Genomic DNA, 17,895 nt, shown 5'->3' on the forward strand with positions numbered 1-17,895 from the left:
CCTCGAACGTGGCACCCGGCCGCCGCGGCGTGAATTAGTTGATGCTTTGCAGCCCCGCGGCGTAAGCTGCGCCGCGAGACCGCGCCCTGACCTGACTAAGCTTCAGGCCTCTTTCAAGGAGCGAGACACCCATGCGCGTGACGAACGGCCGAAGCCCGGCCAGCCTGCCGATACCGGTCCTGTCGGCCCTACCGGCCCTGCCGGCCTTGTCGATGGCCCTGGCCATCGCCTTTCTTGCCGCCGGTTGCCAGTCGCCCCCGACGGACCGGCCGCTGACCTCCGAAGTGCCCGAGCCGCCGAGCTTTGCCACGCCGCCCGAAAGCTGCAGGGCGGCCGAAGCACGTTTCGGGCTGGGCCTGCGCGCCACCCCGCAGCTGCTCGACGAAATGCGCCAGCGCACGGGTGCCCGCGTCGGTCGCACCGTACTGGCCACCGACAGCGCCGATCCCGCGCAGGACATGACCCGGCTCAACGTGCAGGTCGAGCCCTCGGGCAGGGTCGTCGGGGCGTACTGCGGCTAGGCGCGCGGGTGCGCCGGGCCCTGCATGCATGCAGGAGTGTTGTGCGCACACCGCGTCTGTAACAATTCCGGGGCGCAAAGCGCGGAAAAGGCCCAATTGGGAGAACAATAGCTCGCGACTTTCCGGAGCCACAGTCTTTTGTCGAACACGCAAACCCCAGTCTCATTGCCGTCCCATTACGACGGTTCGGCACGCCTCCCGCCGGACGAGGTGCTGCGCCCGCTGATGGCCGACTGGGCTCGCTCGGGAAAGCGCCTGGCGGCCGTTTGCTACATCGACGTCGATCGCTTCGCCGAGCTCAACGACCGCCTCGGCATGGTCGCCGGCAATGCCGCCCTCGAAGAGGTGGCCCGCCGCGTCAAGGCCCAGTTGCCGCGCGAGAGCGTGATGGCCCGCGTGGGCGGCGACGAGTTCGCGGCCGTGTTCGCCGGCCTGGGCACCTCGCAGTGCGCGCAGGTGCTCGAACGCATCCAGACCTCTCTGGCCGAGCCCTGGATGTGGCGCGACCAGCCCGCCAGCCTCGACGCCAGCATCGGCGCCATGATGCTCGACAGCAACGGCCCGCCGCCCGAGACCGCCTTGCGCCAGGCGCAGCACGCGGCCTTCTTCGCCAAGCGCGCGGCCGATGGCAAGGTGCACTACTTCGACGCCCCGCAGGCCCGCGCCGACGAGCAGATCGTGCGGGAGCGCCAGCGCATCCAGGAAGGACTGCTGCAGGGCGAGTTCTTCCTGGTCTACCAGCCCAAGGTGGACATGCAGCGCGGCGTGGTGGTGGGTGTGGAGGCGCTCATTCGCTGGCAGCACCCCGAGCGCGGCCTGCTGCCCCCCATCCAGTTCGTGCCGCTCATCGAGGACGACGCGCTCGTCGAGCAGGTCGGTGACTGGGCCATTGCCACGGCCCTGTGGCAGGCGCACCAGTGGCGCCTGGCGGGCCTGGAGATTTCGGTGAGCGTGAACGTGGCGCCGCGCCACATGATGCGCTGGGACTTCGTCGACCGGCTGGCGCGCCACCTGTCGCAGTTTCCCAAGCTGGGCGCCGGCATGCTCGAGCTGGAAATCCTGGAGACCACGGCCATCAGCCAGTTTGCCAACGTGGCGCTGTTCGTGGAGGCCTGCAAGGCGCTGGGCGTGGCGGTGACCATCGACGACTTCGGCACCGGCTACTCGTCGCTGACCTACCTGCGCCAGCTGCCGGTGTCGGCGGTGAAGATCGACCAGTCCTTCGTACGCGGCATGCTCGACAACGAGCAGGACCGCGCCATCGTGCAGGGCATCCTGGCGCTGCTGAACGCGCTCGGCCTCACCGCGGTGGCCGAGGGCGTGGAAACCGTGAAGGTGGGCGAGGCGCTGCTGGCCATGGGCTGCACGCTGGCCCAGGGCTACGGCATCGCCATGCCGATGGCGGCCAAGGACATGGTGCAGTGGGTGGCGCAGTTCGAGCAGGCGCCGCTGTGGGGCACCGACGCGCCGGTCGGCGCGCTGGCCCCGCCCGCTGCCGCGGGCTGAGGCTGACCCGCTGCCGCGAGCTGGGCCGGCCGCAGCCCTGGCCTGAAACCAGGGCCGAAGCCCTGGCTCCCCATCAGAGCAGCGGCGTGTACGGCGAAGTCATCGGGCTCAGCGTCGTGCCGCTGCCACCGTAGCCCGGGGCGCCGATGGTGCTGGAGCCGCCGAACACGTAGCGCAGGTACAGGCTGCCGGTGAACTGCCTGTAGTTCTGGGCGTTGTTGAAGCCCAGCGCACCACCCAGGAACATCTTCGGCGCCACCTGGTATTCGAGCACCGCCGCCAGGTTGTAGGCCAGGCCGGTCTTCGAGCTGCCCGCGTACACGTTGTTGTACACGGAGCTGCTGAACCCCAGCGCCGTCGCCAGGTTCGCCACGGCTTGCGCCTGGGCGTTGCGCGACGAGTCGGTCGGGAAGTAGGCCGTCGACTTCTGGTTGAACGACTGCACGCCCAGGGATGCGTTCACGCGCCACGAGAGCCGGTCGGCGCGACCGGTCCAGTCGACCGGAAAGGCCACGCTCACGAAGCTCTGCGGGCTGAAGTAGCCGCCTTGCCCGAAGGTGTAGTAGCTCAGGTTCTTTTCATAGCCCATCAACCCGATGTTCATGCCGAGCGTGAGCTTGGACGAGGCGCTGTTCAACAGGTGCAGGTACGCGCCGCCGCCGGTTTCGATGCGCGAGTTGCTGGCCACGTTCTTGCCGGTGATGCCGTGCGCGGAGAGGTAGCTGTACACGCCGTAGGTGCCGTCGTCGTAGCCCAGGTCCCCGCGCACGCCGGTGGCGACCACGCCGCCCCAGCGGTCGCCGTTGCGCTCGTCCTTCGCACCGGCGAACGACAGCACGCTGTCGGTCACCGCGCGGCGGGAGATGTCGGCCTTGTAGTTCCACGAGTCGCCGAAGCTGCCCTTGAACGTCACGTTGCCGACGACGTTGGTGGTGGGAAAGCCCAGCGGCGTGGTGCCGATGCCAGCATCGAAGTTCTTGCCTTCGTAGCCGACGTTCAGCCCGACGCCGGAGGCGTTCTGCTGGCCGGGCTCGCTCAGGTCGCGCAGCGACTGGGCCACGGCCGTGGGGCCGCCGCCGAACCGGCTGAGCGTCGAGTAGGTGGTCGCGGGCGTGCCGGCGTCGAGCACCGTGGGCGTCACGCCCACGACGATCTTGCCCTCGCCCACGGGGAAGCGGGCCTGCACCGGGAGCTGGAAGTCCGTCAGTCGGCTTAACCCCGCCTCGCCGGCGCGGTTACGGAAGACCGTGCCGGCGGTCAGGCTGATCGCCCGTTGCGACTCCAGGTCTTGCAGCTCGGACAACAACGGGTTGGCCGGCGCCGCGCGCAGCGGCGAGTTCCAGCTGGGTTCCTGGCGCGGCGTGTTGGCCTGCGCGTAGGCGGCGTTCGCCTGCGGGTAGGCCGGGTAGGCCGGGTAGCTCGGGTAGGCGCCACCTTGGGGCTGGGCCTGCGGGATATAGACCGGCGCCACTTGCTGCGTGCCCGGCACCGGGTATTGCTGCATCGTCTGCATGGGCTGCATCGAAGGCGCCATGTACGCAGCGGTCTGCGGCACGTTGCCGTTCGCGTTGTTGCGCGCGGTGCGCGTCGCGCCCTTGGCGGTGGCCGCGCGGCCCTTGGCGTTGGCGGCCGTGCCGGTCGAACCCCAGGGCAGGGCGCCCGGCGGGTAGGCGTTCGGCGCACCCGCCACGGGGTAGGCAGGGTAGCCCTGCGCAGCGGCAGGGTAGCCGGCCGCGGGATAGCCCGCCGCCGGATACGCCTGGGCCTGCGCATAGACAGGCGCCGCGCCCGCCGCGCCGGGGTACGACACCGGCTGCATGCGCGCCTGCTGCGCGAAGGGGTTGCCGTTGGCCGGCGGATAGCCGGTGGGCACGGCCGCGCCCGGCGCGCCGCTGCCGGTCATGCCGGCGAACGGGTTGCCGCCGCCCATCTGCACCGGCGCGCCGCCGGGTGCGAAGCCGCCGGAGGCGACCTGGCGCTCGGCGTCCACCGCCGCGCGCAGGTACTGCTCGGCCTTGCGGCTGTCGCCGGCGTTGCGGTACACGCGGCCGGCCGCGGCCAGCACGCGCGACTGGTCGGGCGCCTGTTTCAGCGCGGCCATCACGTAGTTCTCGGCCTCGCTGTGCTCGCGCTGGGCGCTGGCACTGGCGGCGGCCGCGAGCAGGGTGTCGAGGTCGGTCGGGTTGCGCTGCAGGATGCGCTGGTACAGCGCCAGCGCCTGGGTCTCGTCGCGCGCGGCGGAGTACATGCGCGCCAGCGCGCCCATGGCCTGCGGGTCGTTCGGGCGTTCGGCCAGCACCGGGGCCATCGCGTTGTAGGCGGCCTCCAGGTTGCCGGCCTCGCGCAGCGCGTCGGCCTGGCGCAGCGCGAAGGCCACGCGCAGGCTGTCGAAGTCGTTGCGCTGGCTGGCCGTCATGTTCACGCTGGCCAGCTGGCGCAGCACGGCGGACAGCTCGATGTCCTGCTTGGTCTTCAGCAGCACCGACGCGTACAGCAGCCGGTCGCTGATGCTCGGCGTGGGCGAGCGCGCGAGCAGCTGGCGGCTCATGGCCAGCGCGCGCGGCGCATCGCCGATCTCGGCGTAGGCGCCGGCAAGCTGGCCCCACAGCTCGGCCGGCATGTCGGTGCTGAGCGCCGACTCGGCTTGCGCCAGCACGCCGCGGGCGGCGTCGACCTGGCCTTGTCGGGCCAGCGCCAGCGCGCGCGCGGCCTGCGACTGCGCCCACAGGCGGCGTTGCAGGCCGGCCATGTCGCGCGTACGCGAGGCGGCCGGAATGCGTTCGAGGTACTGGATGCCCGCGGCCGCGTCGCCCGTCTCGGAGGCGAGCAGGGCGCTGGCGTACAGCGCGTCGGGCATGTCGGGCTGCGACATCAGCAGCCCTTCCATCACGCCGCGCGCCTCGGACACCATGCCCTGCTTGCGGTAGATGTTCGCCAGGTCCAGGCGCACCCAGGGGCTGTCGGGCGCGGCGAGCATGGCGTCTTCGAGCGTGCGCTGAGCGCCGGGCGCGTCACCCGCGTCGGCCTGCTGGCGCGCGCGGTTGCGCGCCTGCTCGACCTGGATGTCGCGCAGGCCGCCCAGCTGCGTGGCCTGCTCGGGCGTGAGCTGGCGCGCGAGCGCCAGGGCCTGGTCGGGGCGGCCGGTCTGGCCGTACACCGAGATCAGGCCGCGCAGCGCCTGCGTGTTCTGGGGCTTGCTTTCGAGCACGCGCTTGTAGCCCTGCTCGGCCTGGGCGAAGTCGCCGGCGGCGGCGCGCAGGTCGGCCAGCGCGTTCTGGCCCACGGGCTCGCGCCCGTCGATGCGCACCGCGCGCTCGTACAGCGCCTGCGCACCGCGCAGGTCGTTCTTGCCCTGGGCGGCGCGGGCCTGCCCGATGAGCGTCCAGTAGGTGGCGCTTTGCAGCGCTGAATTCCACTTGCTGCCGCCGGCGCGCACCGCGCGCTCCAGGAAGTCCTGCGCTTCCGAAAAGCGCTCCTGCCGCAGCCGCACCAGGCCCAGGCCGCCCAGGGCCTCGCTGTCGTCGGCCTTGGCGCGCAGCGCCGCCTGGAAGCGTTGCTCGGCGGTGCTCGCGTCGCCGCGTTCCAGCGCCTTGAAGCCTTCGCCCAGCGGCGCATCGGGCGAGTTCGCCGCGGCGGTCTTGGCGGCGGTCAGGGTTTCGAGCCGCGCGCTGACAGCCGCGTCGGCCTGGTTGTTGGCCAGGTAGTCTTGGTAGAGCGGCACGTCGGGCTGGCGCGCGTCCAGCCAGATGAGCGCCTGGCGCCAGGCCGCGCGCGCGGCACCGGCCACGGCGGGCTGCTTGGTCAGCTCGACCAGCTCGCGGATGCCCGCGCGGCGCGTGGGCTCGCTGTAGGTCTTCTGCTGCGCCAGCGCGAGGCGGTAGTTGGCGTTCTCGGGGTGGTCCTTCACCAGCTGCTCGAGGCCCTTGCGGCCTTCGTCGGCGCCCTGCGGCGTGCTGGCCAGCACCTGGTAGTACTCCAGCGCCAGCGCGTCGGGCGGCGGGCGGTTGTCGAACTGGCTGCGGTACAGCTCCACGGCCTCGGCCGAACGGCCGGCGCGCGCGGCGGCGCGGGCGCGCTGCAGCGTGCTTTGCTGGCCGGCCGGCTGCTGCGACTGCTGCTGCAGGCGGGCCAGGCGGGGGTCGTTCGGGTTCGCGGTGCGCAGGCGGGCGATCCAGCTGCGGGCGGCGTCGGCGTTGCTGCGCGACAGCTCGACCTGCGCCATGCCGTACATCGCGTCGGTGGAGCGCGGGTCGACGGTGAGCAGCTTCTTCCAGCTTTCTTCGGCGAGGTCGGCGCGGCCCTGCGTCTGCCAGTAGTTGCCTTGCTCGACCAGCGCGGCGGTGGCGTCGGCCTGCGCGTGGGCGGGGTTGGCCGTGCACAGCGCGGCGAGCATGCCGAGGCAGGCCATCCATTGCTGGGACTGCGACGACAGACGCCCCGGCGTGCGGGGCGTATGGGGCGTTGCAAGCGCCGTGGTCGTTGCGGGCAATGCGACTGAAGAGCGACGCTGTGGCTTCAAGCCGGTCGATTGGGACGGCATAGCGTTCTCCATGAGGTTTGCAGTTGGCCGTTGCGGCCGAATTCGTAGCGGCCGTCGAGCCAGGCCTGGCCGAACAGCAGCAGGCACTGTTCGTAGTACGGCAGGGGCGCCACCGGGGGCGTCACTGGCGGTGTGTTGGGGTTCGGCGGCACGGCGACCACGCGCCCGCCCGGCACGCGCGCCACCTGGGCGGCCAGCGCGTCGGTTTCGCCCGCGGCCTTCAGGTAAGGGAGCATCGCGCCGGCGAAGCCGAGCGGCGCCATGCCGCGCACGGCGCCGGTCACGGTGTCGACGTATTCGGGCACGGGCTGGTGGTCGGCCAGCAGCACGCGCGGGCCGCGCAGGTTCAGCAGCAGCATCTTGCGCGCCGGGTCCTTGTCGCTCAGCATGCCGGCCCAGAGGTAGGTGCGGATGGCGTCGTAGCTGCCGGTCACGCCCTTCACCGGGTCGGCGACAAAGGCGCGCTCGTCCTGCGACCAGGCGCACCAGTCGGGCGCGAAGCCCTTGGGCGTGACGGCGCCGAACATGCGCAGCGTGTTGTCCGTGACCTCATGCCACGGCCCCGCCGGATCGGCCTGCTGAAAGTAGCGCAGCAGCTGCAGCGGCATGTAGCTGGGGTTCAGGCGCCAGGCCGGCGCCGTCGCCACCGACTTGGGCCAGGGCAGCAGCATGCGGCCCAGGCCCGGCAGCGAAACCACCTCGTCGCGCACCGCCATCGCCAGCACGGCGCGGCCCAGCGTGCGGTAGTTGGTGTCGTTCCACAGCCGGCCGGCTTCCATCAGCGCGTAGGCGATCCACAGGTCGGCGTCGGACGCGGCGTTGGGGTCGAGCACGCCCCAGCCGCCTTCGGGCTTGCGGCCCCATTGCCAGGCCGGCAGCTGCTTGGACAGGCTGCCGCCCGCGAGGTTGGACTCGGTCCAGGCCAGCACGCGCGCGAAAGTCGGGCGGTCGTTGTGCACCAGCGCGAAGAACAGCCCGTAGGACTGGCCTTCGGAGGTCGACTGCTGCTGCGGCGTGTTGAAGTCGATGACGCGGCCATCGGGCTGGATGTGGCGCGACGCGAAGGCCAGCCAGTCGGTGGCCGGGTGGCAGGCGGGGGCCGCGGCAGGTGCTGCGGCCGCAGCCGGCGCCGGGGAGGGCGCGGCCGCAGGCGCAGCAACAGGTGCTGCGGCAGCGGCCGGCGCGGCACTCGCCATCTTCGGCAGCGCCAGCGCCAGGCCGGCGGCCGTCAGCAGGGCACGCCGGCTCGCAAGTCGTTCGAGGGGCGGCGGGGTCGGCAAAGGTCGCATGAACGGATTATTTGGCCTTGTTGACCGACAGGCGACGGCGTGCCCGCAGTTGCAGGCCCGCATACGACACGCCCGCGCCCAGCAGCGCCAGCACCAGCACCAGAGCGCCCAGCATCAGCGGGCTGCGCGACAGGTTCCATTGCACCCAGGCAAAGGGCGGCAGGCGGCCCACGTAGTAGGTGTCGCCACCCAGCACGCTGTTGACCTGCGTGTCGCGCACGATGGTCATGCTGCCCTGCACGCTCTTGAGCAGGTCGGGCGTCATGAGCGCGTTCAGCAGCGCCTCTTTCGAGCTCGCGTTGGTGATGGCGGCGATCACGCTGCGTCCGCTGCGCAGCGGCGACTCGAAGCCGGCCAGCACGGCGTCGCGGCCGTCCTCGCTCACGGCGATCTGCATGGTGCCCGGCAAGTCTTCGCGGGTGCGCGCGCCGATGACGAAGTCCACGGCGTTGTCGATCCAGCTGTTCAGCTTGAGTTCCGGCGCGGTGCCGTTGCGCTTGAGCGGCATCTTGTCGGCCCACTGCGTGAACAGCGGCTGGCTCTGCAGGTTGCCGATGACCAGCAGGTCCTTGTCGGCCCACTGCGCGGCTTCACTGGAGCGGCCCACCTTCACGCGCAGCGCGGGGTAGCCGGTGGAGCGGCCGATCTGGCCGAGCAGGCCCAGGTAGGTCTCGGTGTCGCTGTTGTCGGGCTGCTCGGGCAGGATCACCGCGGTGTCCGACAGGTCGGCCATGCGCGAGAACGGGAAGCCGCCGTTGGCGTAGGCCGCCAGCTCGGGCATGGCGATGAAGTGCGGGAAGCCCGACACGTCGATCTTGGAGGTCGGGTCGATCGAGCCGCGCACGTTGTCCAGCTGCGGCACGCAGCGCCCGCCCACGGGCTCGAAGTAGTAGTGCAGGCGCAGCTGGCTGCGCGGGCCCATGGCCAGCGGCGGAAGAATGACTTCCTTGGTTTCGGCCAGCGTGCCGTCGGGCATCAGCTTCACGGCCAGCGGGTTCCACCAGCGGTCGCCGGCCGGGTTGGCCGAGCGCAGCGGCAGCCCGCCGATGAAGTTGTCGTTGACGTTGACGTTCAGCGTCGACTGGTCGGGCCGCACGCGCGGCGTGTAGCGGTATTGCAGGTCGAGCGGAATGCCGCGGCTGCGCCAGGTGAACAGGTCGGGCGGCAGCTGCAGGTTGACGCGCACCACGTCGGGGTTGTAGCCCGTCACCGACAGGTCGCCGGCGGTGGTCAGCTCGCCCAGTTGCAGCGCGCGGTCGCTGGGCACCCAGCGCGGCGCGTCGTAGGGCTTGCGCACCGGCGGTTCCTGGAACGCGGTAACGGAGGCCATCGCGCCCGACAGCGCCTTGCTGTTCAGCGCCAGCGCGGCGGCGGCGGTGCGCAGGTCGGCCGGCGTGCGGCCCATGACCAGCAGCAGCTTGCCGTTGACGTCCTGCGGGTTGTCGACCACGGCCAGCGCCGGGCCCTGGATGGCGGGCAGCGTGAGGCCGGGAATGCTCGACTCCGGCGTGACGAACACCACGGCATGGCCGGTCGGCAGGTCGCCGTTGGACACCGGAAAGGTCGCGCCGCGGTAGTCGGCCAGCGAGCCGAACCACGACGACACCACGCCCGCGGCTTCGAGCACCGGGCCCGCGGCGGGCGCGCCGAACACGAAGGGAATGCGCGCGCGCCGCACGTCGCGGCGGTCGAAGAAGGGCTGTGGCAGGCTGGCCAGGTCGTTCGTGAGCTTCAGCGGCGCGACGGTCAGCTTCAGCGTGCTGGTCGCGTCGATGCGCGCCCACAGGCTGGTGTGCGCCGGGTCTTCGCACTCGCGCGTGTAGTGGCCGATGAGCTCGACGTTGATGCGGTTGAACTCGGTGATCAGGCGCCGGTCGATCGGGATGTCGGCCGTCTGCGGCTTGCCCGCGTCGGCGCGGTTCACGGCCAGCGTGGCCACCAGCACGTCGTTCACCGTGACCTTCAGGTGCGACAGCTCGGGGATCAGCGAGGGCGAGTAGGCGTAGTTCAGCTTGAACGAGGCGGCCGTGACCAGCTCGTCGGCGCGCACGTTGAACGGAATGCCCACCGTGCCGCTGATGCCGCGCAGCTGCACGGCGTAGTCGATGCCCAGCTGCGTGAGGTTCAGCTCGCGCACGGCGCCGGCGGCCGGGGTGGCGGCAGGGGCGCCGGCCGCGGCGAGCGTCAGCGGGGCGCCGCGCGGGGTGTTCGCCGAGGTGCTGGCCGTGGGACTGGCAGAAGAGGCGCCCGGCGCAGCCGTTGCGCCCGCCGGTGCCTGCTGGCTGGTGGACGGCGGCGGTGCCAGCGGGCGCGGCTGGGCGTGCGCGCCGCCGCCGATGGCGGCCACGGCGAGCGCCACGGCCAACAGGCCCGCGGTGCCGGGTGAACGGCGGGGTGAGAGGAAGGAAGCCGGGTTCGATGGCGTGGCCACGCGGGCAGGGGGCACGACGCGGCGGTGCGCGCGCAGGGTGGACGTCACGTGGATTCCTTCGTTTTGACAGGACGCAGCCGGGAAGCGGCCGCACGGTAGTAATGGCTGAACATGTCGCGGAAACCGGTGCCGCTGATGCTGATGATGTGGCCCAGCACGCGGTGGATGCCCACGCGCGGGTGGTTGCCCCAGCGGGCCGCCCAGATGTCGGCGCGCGCGGTCGTGCACTGCACCAGCGCGCGCTCCTGCGCGAAGCTCATGGGCGCGAAGCGCAGCCCCAGCCGCTTGCCGCTGCTGAAGCGCACCGTGGAGGCAAAGCGCGATTCCTGGTCGTTGCGGTACAGCGCCACCTCGACCTGCGTTTCGAGGTCGAGCTTCAGGTCCTGCGGCAGTTCCACGCCCAGGCCGCCGCTGGAGAAGTCGAAGGTGTTGCAGCGCAGCGAGCGGCCGTCTTCGAAGTACAGCGTGGCCGGCAGGGCGAGTTCCACCCGGTGCGCGCCGCGCAGCTGCCGCGACTCGTTGGCCGCCGCCACGCAGGCGCCCAGGATCATCAGGTTGTAGACGGTCCAGGCCAGGTTCAGCCACACGGTGGCGATGTTCTGCGGGTCGACCCAGGTCAGGCGCCACACGCCCAGGCACACGCCCACGAAGTTCAGCGCCAGCAACACCAGGCTCGCCTTGGCGATGCTGCTGTCGAAGTACTCCTTCTGGATCAGCCCGCCCTTGGCCGTCACGTTGAAGCTGCCCAGCTTGGGGTTGATGAGCGCCACCAGCGTCGGGCGGAAGATGTACCAGGCCAGCACGGCCTCGTACACCTCGTTCCACAACAGGTACCGGAAGCGCCCCTGGATGCGGCTGTTGGTCAGGTTGGCGTGCAGGATGTGGGGCAGCGCGAACGCGAAGATCATCGACGCCGACGCGTGGATCACGCTGGCCCCGAAGTACAGGTACGCCAGCGGCGCCGTCAGGTAGATGAGCCGCGGCAGGCCGTACAAGAAGTGCAGCATCGCGTTCACGTAGCACAGGCGCTGGGCCCAGTGCAGCCCGCGGCCGAACAGCGGGTTGTCGATGCGAAAGATCTGCGCCATGCCGCGCGCCCAGCGAATGCGCTGGCCCACGTGGCCCGACAGGCTTTCGGTGGCCAGGCCGGCGGCCTGCGGCAGCGCCAGGTAGGCCGTGCTGTAGCCGCGGCGATGCATCTTCAGCGCGGTGTGGGCGTCTTCGGTCACGGTTTCCACCGCGATGCCGCCCACTTCTTCCACGATGGTCCGGCGCAGCACCGCGCAGGAGCCGCAGAAGAAGGTGGCGTTCCACAGGTCGTTGCCGTCCTGGATCAGCCCGTAGAACAGCTCGCCCTCGTTGGGCACTGTGCCGAAGGTGTCCAGGTTGCGCTCGAACGGGTCGGCCGAGAAGAAATAGTGAGGCAGCTGGACCATGCCCAGCTTCGGGTCGCGCCCGAACCAGCCCATGGCGATCTGCATGAACGAGCGCGTGGGAATGTGGTCGCAGTCGAAGATCGCGACGAACTCGCCCGTGGTGTTCTTCAGCGCGGCGTTGATGTTGCCGGCCTTGGCGTGGCGGTTGTTGTCGCGCGTGACGTGGGTCACGCCCACGTCTTCGCAGAACACGCGGAACTCGTCGCGCCGGCCGTCGTCGAGCACGAAGATCTTGATCTTGTCGCGCGGCCAGTCGATCGACTGCGCGGCCAGCACGGTGGAGCGCACCACCGACAAGGCTTCGTTGTACGTAGGGATGAACAGGTCGATGGTCGGCCACTCGGCCGGGTCCTCGGGCAGCGGCACCGGCTTGCGTTCCAGCGGCCAGGCGGTCTGGATGTAGCCGAGCAGCAGCACCACGAAGGCGTACAGCTCGGCCATCAGCAGGCCCACGCCCAGCACCAGGTCGACCGGGTTGTCCATGAACATGGTCTCGGTCACGCGCCAGTAGGTGTAGCGCGAAGACACCACCACCGACAGGAAGATCAGCACCAGCCCGGCGAAGCGCCCGCGAACCCGGTTGGCGATGAGCGCCGCCGCGAAAATGCCCACCGACAGCACGATCTGCTGCTCGAAGGTCATGGGCGCGATGATCACCGCGGGCAGCAGTATCAGGGCGGCGATCCAGCCCAGGATGCGCACCGGCAGCAGGCGCATGAAGGCGGGGGCGGGGCGAGGGGCGGGTTGCTCCTGCGGGGCGGGCGAGGCGCTTTTCATCGGGTCTGTTCCATGCTCCGCGGAGAAGAAAGGGGGTGCTGCTGGTGCAGCTGGGGGCCGGCGGCAATGCGCTCGAGCAGCCGGTCGGCGCACGAGGCGATGTCCTGCGTGGCCTGGCTCATGGGGGCGTAGCGCTGCACGGGCACGGCCGAGGCCAGCGCCTCGGGCACGGCCTGGTCCAGGTGCAGCACGCCGAGCAGGTCGGGGCGCAGCTGCTTGCGCAGCACCTCGAACACGTCGTGGTTCAGCCGCTTGCCCGGGTCGACCTGGTTCACCACGTAGCCGGTGCCGATGTAGTCGGCGCGCGGGCGGGTGTACTTGTCGAGCATGCGTTCGACGATGGGCAGCGTGGCGAAGGAGCCGGCATCGGCCAGCACCGCGACCACGCTGAAACTGGCCGCGCGCAGCGCCTGTTGCAGATAGACAGAGGGGCCGGGCGGGGTGTCTAGCACCACCAGCATGTCTTGAGGCAGCCCGAAGCGCGCGAGCGTCTCGCCCAGCCAGTGGGGGTTGCGGGCGAGTTGCTGCTCGAACGCGATCTGGCGCTCGTCGTCGACGTCGCCGAAGGGCAGCAGCATGACGCCACCATGCGCCGCGCGAATGGCGCGAGCCCAGGGCATGAGGCCGGTGGCCGCCTCGACCAGGCCGGTGTCGCAGGCCTGCGGCTCGCTGGCGATGTGAAAGCGCAGGGCGTTCTGCGGATCGAGGTCGATCGCAAGCACCTGCCGGCCGCGCTGGGCGAGTGCGGTGCAGAGGTTGGCCGTGACCGTGGTCTTGCCGACGCCGCCCTTGGAGGAGATGACGGGAACGACGACCATCGTCACGTCGGCCTGCGCCAGCGGGACATGGGACCGGGCGGCGGCGCCGGGGGCTGCGGGGTTACCAGGCGCTCGAACAGTTGTTCAAGCGGCGTGGTCGCGACGGGCGCGGCGGCAACAACAGGTGCGGGAGCGGGAGCCGGTGCCGTGCCCAGGGGCGGCAGCAGCGGAGCGCGCAACGGCGGCAGCACGGGCGCGGGCGCTGGTGCGGGGGCCGGAGCGAAAACAGGCGGCAGGACCGGAGCGCGCAGCACGGGTTCGATGCGAACGGGCTGTGCGGGAGCGGGCGCTGTGAAAACGGGGGCGGCAACCGGCGCCAGGAACGGCGTGGGTGCGGGCGAGGGGGTTGGCGCGGGTGCCGGCGCGGGCGGCAAGACAGGAGCGGCCACAGGCACGGGTGCGGGAGGCTGCGCAGCCACTGGCGGCTGCACCGGCGCCTGCACCGGCACGGCAGCCGGCACCGGCGGGTGCGAAATCTTCTCGCCCGACAACAGCGCCCAGGCGCGTGGCGGCTCGGCCTCGGTGTCCGGCTGCGCGAACTCCTTGTAACCGTGCGCGTCGCCGCCGAACTTGCGGAACAGGCCGGCAATGTCTTCCGGGGTGGGCTCTTCCGAATTGCTCATGCGGGCACCTTGGCAAGTCGCAGGTCGATGCGGGGGCCGGCCTGCGTGTCGGGCTGCAGGGCCTGCACACGCAGTTCGGGGGGCATGTGCTGCGAATCGAACCAGGCCTGGTACACGCCTTCGAAGAAGCCGACGCTCCAGTTCGTGGCTTCGGGGCCGAAGGCCACGGCCACCGGGCTGCAGGCGTGGGTGATGTAGACACCCTCGACGTCTTCGCTCAGCACGGTAAAGCCCCAGTCGATGCCGTCCCAGCGGGCGTTGAACTGGTCTTGCAGCTCATCGAGCGTGGCGCAGTGCGCCACCGGCAAAGCCTGCGCCACGCGCTGGCCGACACGGAAAAAGAGCTGCCTGAGGTCCTCGGGCGGCAGGCCGGCACTCAGCTCCGCAGCGAGGCCGCGATTGAATTCCAACCATTGCGCACTGCAGGAGTTCCTCTCGTAATACTGAATAAACGTCGCGCCTGTGTCCATGTCGAAGCATTCTCTTGGATCAATTAACCGATGACAACAAATGTGAACTTATCGCTGCATTCGAACGCATCGACTGTCTGAATTCGGGGACGGGTTACCGTGAAAGCCGCCGTTTCCGTAACGGAATTCACAAATCGTACGCGCTGAATACGACGAGTGACAGTTTTTGGATTCGAAATCAGTCGTCGGTGTTGTCTACAGGGCGCGCGGCGGTGGCGCTGGCCGCGCCGGCTGCGGAAGGGCCGGTTTCGAGGGACGTGAGCGGGGCGAGCGAGGCGAGCGGGGCGATCGGGGCGATCGGGGCAGGCGGTACCACCGGCGCACGCCCGGCGCGCACCACGCCACGCCCCGCCGCCTTGGCGGCGTAGCAGGCGGCGTCGGCCGCCGAGATCCAGTCGTCCACCGAATCGATGTCCGTCGACAGGCTCGCCACGCCGATGCTCGCGCCCACGTGCAGGCTGCCCGACAGCCACGGCAGCGCGATGGCCGAGATCGACGCGACGATGTCCTCGGCCACCCGCACCGCCGCCTCGTGCGTGCACTGCTCCAGCAGCAGCGCGAACTCGTCGCCCCCGATACGCGCGGCCAGGTCGTTCGAGCGCACCCGCGACATGATGGCCGCGGCCGCCGCGCGCAGCATGGCGTCGCCCGACAGGTGGCCGGCGGTGTCGTTCACTTCCTTGAAGTGGTCCAGGTCGATGAACACCATGGCCGCCGGCAGCGACGCCGGCCGGGCCTCGATGAGCCGGCGGGCATGCTGGTCGAAGCGCTGGCGGTTGGCCAGGCCGGTCAGGCCGTCGTGGGCGGCCGACCATTCGAGCGCCTTGCGGGCGCTGCGCTGCTCGTCGATGTTCAGCACCGTCCAGATCGAGCCGAAATCGGTGTGCTCCAGGTCCACCGGCCGGCTGCGCAGCCGGGCCCAGAAGCGGGTGCCGTCGCCACGCTGCATTCGGCATTCGCCGACATACGAATTGCTGGTGGCGAAGGCCTCGGCCTCCAGCGCGGCCAGCTCGGGCTGGTCGTCTTCGGGCGGCACCACGATCAGGTCGACCGGCTGGCCCAGCAGCTGCCTGTCTTCGTAGGCGAGCAGGCGGCACAGCTCGTCGCTCACCAGCTCGAAGCGCCGCTCGCGGATGAAGGCGATGCCGATGGGCGCCGAGCGCATCACCGAGCGCAGCTTGCTGATCATTTCGCCGTTCATGCGCTCCAGCTCGGCGCGCTGCACGCCCACGTCGCGCAGCACCTTGGCGAGGTGGCCGATTTCGCCGTCGGCGCGGGGCCAGCCGTCTTCCGGGCGCATCACGCCGTCGAACATGTGCTGCGCGCGCCGCTCCAGCAGCATCAGCGGCTGCAGCAGCCACCACAGCGTGAGGAACATGCCGGCGGACACCACCGCCACCAGGCTGCCGGCCCACAGCATCGCCTGCCGGCGGGCCGCCTTCACGGGCGCGAGCACCTCGGTTTCGGGGCGCGTGCGCCACACCATCCAGTCGGGGCCCGGCACGCCGGCGGCGCTGGTGATCTCCTGCGGCTGCTGCAATAGCAGGCCCAGCGGCTCCACCGGGCTGCCCTCGGCCTTCCAGGTCTCGAAGGCCTTCGCCAGCCGCGGCTCCTGCGTGATGGGGGCCATCAGCAGGCGGCGGTCGGGGTGCGTGAGCATCAGGCCGCGCGCGTCGGTGACGACCATCAGCGCGCCCTGGTCGGCTTCCTGCGCGTCGGTCACGCCGGCCAGCAGGTTCCGGCTGGACAGCCGCAGCGTGCCGCCGAGCACGGCGTAGATGCCCTTGGCGTTGCGCACGGGCTGGGTGAAGGCAATGATGGGCTCGCCCGTGAGCGGCCCCATCAGCGGCTCGCCGACGATGGGGCGGCCTTCGGCCACCGAGCGGCGGAAGTTGGGGCCCTCGCTGATGTCGAGGGTGGGGTGGTACACGCCTTTTTCGTCGTACATCACCAGCACCTGTCCGCTGGGTGCCGCCACGTAGATGCTGGCGAAGAAGTTCTGCAGCAAGGGCTTGGTGCGCATGAACTCGGCGAGCGCCGCCGGGTCGGCCAGCGTGGCTTCGTCGAGCACCTGGCCCACCGACTCCAGCCCGCGCTGCAGCAGCAGCACCTTGTGGCCGAGCAGCGCGGCGGTGCGCGCCGACTCGCTCAGCTCGTGCTGCCGCTGCGATTCAAGCAGGTCGTGCTCGGTGCGCCCCACCAGGATGGTGGTGATGACGCCGATGCCCAGCACCAGCGCCATGATCCCGCCCATCGTGATGCGCGCCTTGAGCGAGCCCAGGGCGTTTTCAAGGCGCAGCAGCCGGTTGTTCATTCAGGCGGCGGGCGAGGCTTCCTTCGCTCCTGCGGTACCCGTTGCCATGGCCGCCCTCGAAGCCGCCGCCTGCCGGCTGCGCTTCACGGCGTACATGGCGTCGTCGGCCATGCGCAGCGCCTCTTCCGCGGAGGTGGTGCGCGGGTCGATGGCCACCACGCCCACGCTGGCACCGCCGTAGTCGAGCATGGTCTGGTTCAGCCGCAGCTCGCCGATGGTGCTTTCGCCCAGCCGGTCGGCCAGCGCGCGCGCCGCGGTGCGCGGCGCTTCGTCGTGCGCCGGCCCGGCGCCCACCACCACGAACTCGTCGCCGCCGAAGCGCGCCAGCACGTCGCTGGTGCGCAGCGAGGCCGACAGCCGCCCGGCCATGGCCGAGAGAAACTCGTCGCCGATGTCGTGGCCGTGGGTGTCGTTGATCTTCTTGAAGCCGTCCATGTCGATGAACCCGACCAGCACGCTGCGGTTCTCGCGCTCGCCCTGGGCGAGCAGGCGGCGCAGCGTGTCGAGCAGCGAGCGGCGGTTGGGCAGGCCGGTGAGCGAGTCGGTGGAGGCGCGCGCGGCCAGCTCGGCGTTGGCCTTGCGCAGCTCGACCACCAGCAGCTCGCGCTCGACCTGCTGGCCGATGAGCTTGGCGAACAGCTGCAGCACCGCCTCGGCATGCGGTGCGAGCGGGCGCTGGGTGCCGCTGGCGGCGCACAGGGTGCCGAACAGCCCGCTGGCGTCGGTCTTCACCGGGGTGCTCACATAGGTGCGAATGCCCAGGTCGCGGGCCGCGTCGGAGTCGCCCCAGCAGCTGGCGACGTCGTCGGTGTACATGCGGCCCTCGTCGAGGGCGCGCCGGCACAGGGTGTCCGACCAGGGCACCGAAATGCCCTCGGGGATGTTCATCGCGCCGACGTTGCGGGCGAACAGGATGTGCTGCAGCCCCTGGTCGAGGTCGATGGTGGTGAGGTAGGTCGACTCCAGGCCCGTGACCACCTCGAGCATCTCGAGCATCGGGCGGGCCAGCTCTTCGAGCGTCCTGGCCGAAGACACCGAGTCGGAAAGCCGTTCAATCAATGATTCCATGGGCCACATTTTGACTGTGAAGAAACGTGAATTCGGCCTTTCGTTGCACGAAACACGGGATGACCCGGAGAGCCGCTGACCCGCGGCGCCGGAAATCCGTGG

Annotated in this window: 11 protein-coding genes; 2 read left to right on the forward strand and 9 right to left on the reverse strand. The window is 70.6% G+C overall.

Annotation, left to right across the window (positions count from 1 at the left end; all coding sequences use genetic code 11):
• The first annotated feature begins 131 nt into the window (after positions 1–131).
• Complete coding sequence (locus AB6807_RS04830) at positions 132–521, forward strand: hypothetical protein (protein ID WP_371083690.1); 390 nt, start codon at positions 132–134, stop codon at positions 519–521.
• Between the two features lie 165 nt (positions 522–686).
• Positions 687–2,027, forward strand: a complete 1,341-nt coding sequence (locus tag AB6807_RS04835; protein ID WP_286512102.1) for a bifunctional diguanylate cyclase/phosphodiesterase — start codon at positions 687–689, stop codon at positions 2,025–2,027.
• Positions 2,028–2,100: 73 nt separating this feature from the next.
• Here the strand turns inward: AB6807_RS04835 and AB6807_RS04840 are convergent, their stop codons facing one another.
• The 9 genes from AB6807_RS04840 to AB6807_RS04880 all read right to left on the reverse strand — a co-directional run bounded on the left by AB6807_RS04840 (position 2,101) and on the right by AB6807_RS04880 (position 17,793).
• Complete coding sequence (locus tag AB6807_RS04840) at positions 2,101–6,420, reverse strand: cellulose synthase subunit BcsC-related outer membrane protein (protein WP_371083691.1); 4,320 nt, start codon at positions 6,418–6,420, stop codon at positions 2,101–2,103.
• A gap of 122 nt (positions 6,421–6,542) precedes the next feature.
• On the reverse strand, positions 6,543–7,856 hold the full coding sequence (gene bcsZ / locus AB6807_RS04845) for a cellulose synthase complex periplasmic endoglucanase BcsZ (RefSeq protein WP_371083692.1): 1,314 nt from the start codon (positions 7,854–7,856) through the stop codon (positions 6,543–6,545).
• 7 nt (positions 7,857–7,863) lie between these two features.
• Entirely contained in the window at positions 7,864–10,335 is a 2,472-nt protein-coding gene (gene bcsB, locus AB6807_RS04850; protein ID WP_371083693.1) for a cellulose biosynthesis cyclic di-GMP-binding regulatory protein BcsB, read from the reverse strand.
• Complete coding sequence (gene bcsA, locus AB6807_RS04855; RefSeq protein ID WP_116909023.1) at positions 10,332–12,500, reverse strand: UDP-forming cellulose synthase catalytic subunit; 2,169 nt, start codon at positions 12,498–12,500, stop codon at positions 10,332–10,334. The genes bcsB and bcsA overlap by 4 nt, the downstream gene beginning before the upstream one ends.
• A complete protein-coding gene (gene bcsQ / locus AB6807_RS04860; RefSeq protein WP_165840309.1) occupies positions 12,497–13,318 on the reverse strand; it encodes a cellulose biosynthesis protein BcsQ in 822 nt (273 codons plus the stop codon). Before bcsQ ends, bcsA begins: the two co-directional genes overlap by 4 nt.
• Before the next feature lie 2 nt (positions 13,319–13,320).
• Positions 13,321–13,941 (reverse strand): BcsR/BcsP family cellulose biosynthesis protein, encoded by a 621-nt coding sequence (gene bcsR, locus AB6807_RS04865; protein WP_371083694.1) that lies wholly within the window; start codon positions 13,939–13,941, stop codon positions 13,321–13,323.
• Positions 13,938–14,411, reverse strand: a complete 474-nt coding sequence (gene bcsD, locus AB6807_RS04870; protein ID WP_116909026.1) for a cellulose biosynthesis protein BcsD — start codon at positions 14,409–14,411, stop codon at positions 13,938–13,940. The genes bcsR and bcsD overlap by 4 nt, the downstream gene beginning before the upstream one ends.
• A gap of 178 nt (positions 14,412–14,589) precedes the next feature.
• Entirely contained in the window at positions 14,590–16,725 is a 2,136-nt protein-coding gene (locus AB6807_RS04875) for a diguanylate cyclase (RefSeq protein ID WP_371083695.1), read from the reverse strand.
• Entirely contained in the window at positions 16,726–17,793 is a 1,068-nt protein-coding gene (locus AB6807_RS04880) for a diguanylate cyclase (protein WP_371083696.1), read from the reverse strand.
• Between the last annotated feature and the right edge of the window lie 102 nt (positions 17,794–17,895).

It is taken from the genome of Variovorax sp. RCC_210 (assembly GCF_041355175.1).
Taxonomy (GTDB): domain Bacteria; phylum Pseudomonadota; class Gammaproteobacteria; order Burkholderiales; family Burkholderiaceae_C; genus Variovorax.

Bases quoted from the DNA above. Each gene is read 5' to 3' on its own strand.
- AB6807_RS04830 (WP_371083690.1), top strand. From the start codon at position 132: ATGCGCGTGACGAACGGCCGAAGCCCGGCCAGCCTGCCGATACCGGTC.
- AB6807_RS04840 (WP_371083691.1), bottom strand. From the start codon at position 6,420: ATGCTCGCCGCGCTGTGCACGGCCAACCCCGCCCACGCGCAGGCCGAC.
- bcsZ (WP_371083692.1), bottom strand. From the start codon at position 7,856: ATGCGACCTTTGCCGACCCCGCCGCCCCTCGAACGACTTGCGAGCCGG.
- bcsA (WP_116909023.1), bottom strand. From the start codon at position 12,500: ATGAAAAGCGCCTCGCCCGCCCCGCAGGAGCAACCCGCCCCTCGCCCC.
- bcsQ (WP_165840309.1), bottom strand. From the start codon at position 13,318: ATGGTCGTCGTTCCCGTCATCTCCTCCAAGGGCGGCGTCGGCAAGACC.
- bcsR (WP_371083694.1), bottom strand. From the start codon at position 13,941: ATGAGCAATTCGGAAGAGCCCACCCCGGAAGACATTGCCGGCCTGTTC.
- bcsD (WP_116909026.1), bottom strand. From the start codon at position 14,411: ATGGACACAGGCGCGACGTTTATTCAGTATTACGAGAGGAACTCCTGC.
- AB6807_RS04875 (WP_371083695.1), bottom strand. From the start codon at position 16,725: ATGAACAACCGGCTGCTGCGCCTTGAAAACGCCCTGGGCTCGCTCAAG.
- AB6807_RS04880 (WP_371083696.1), bottom strand. From the start codon at position 17,793: ATGGAATCATTGATTGAACGGCTTTCCGACTCGGTGTCTTCGGCCAGG.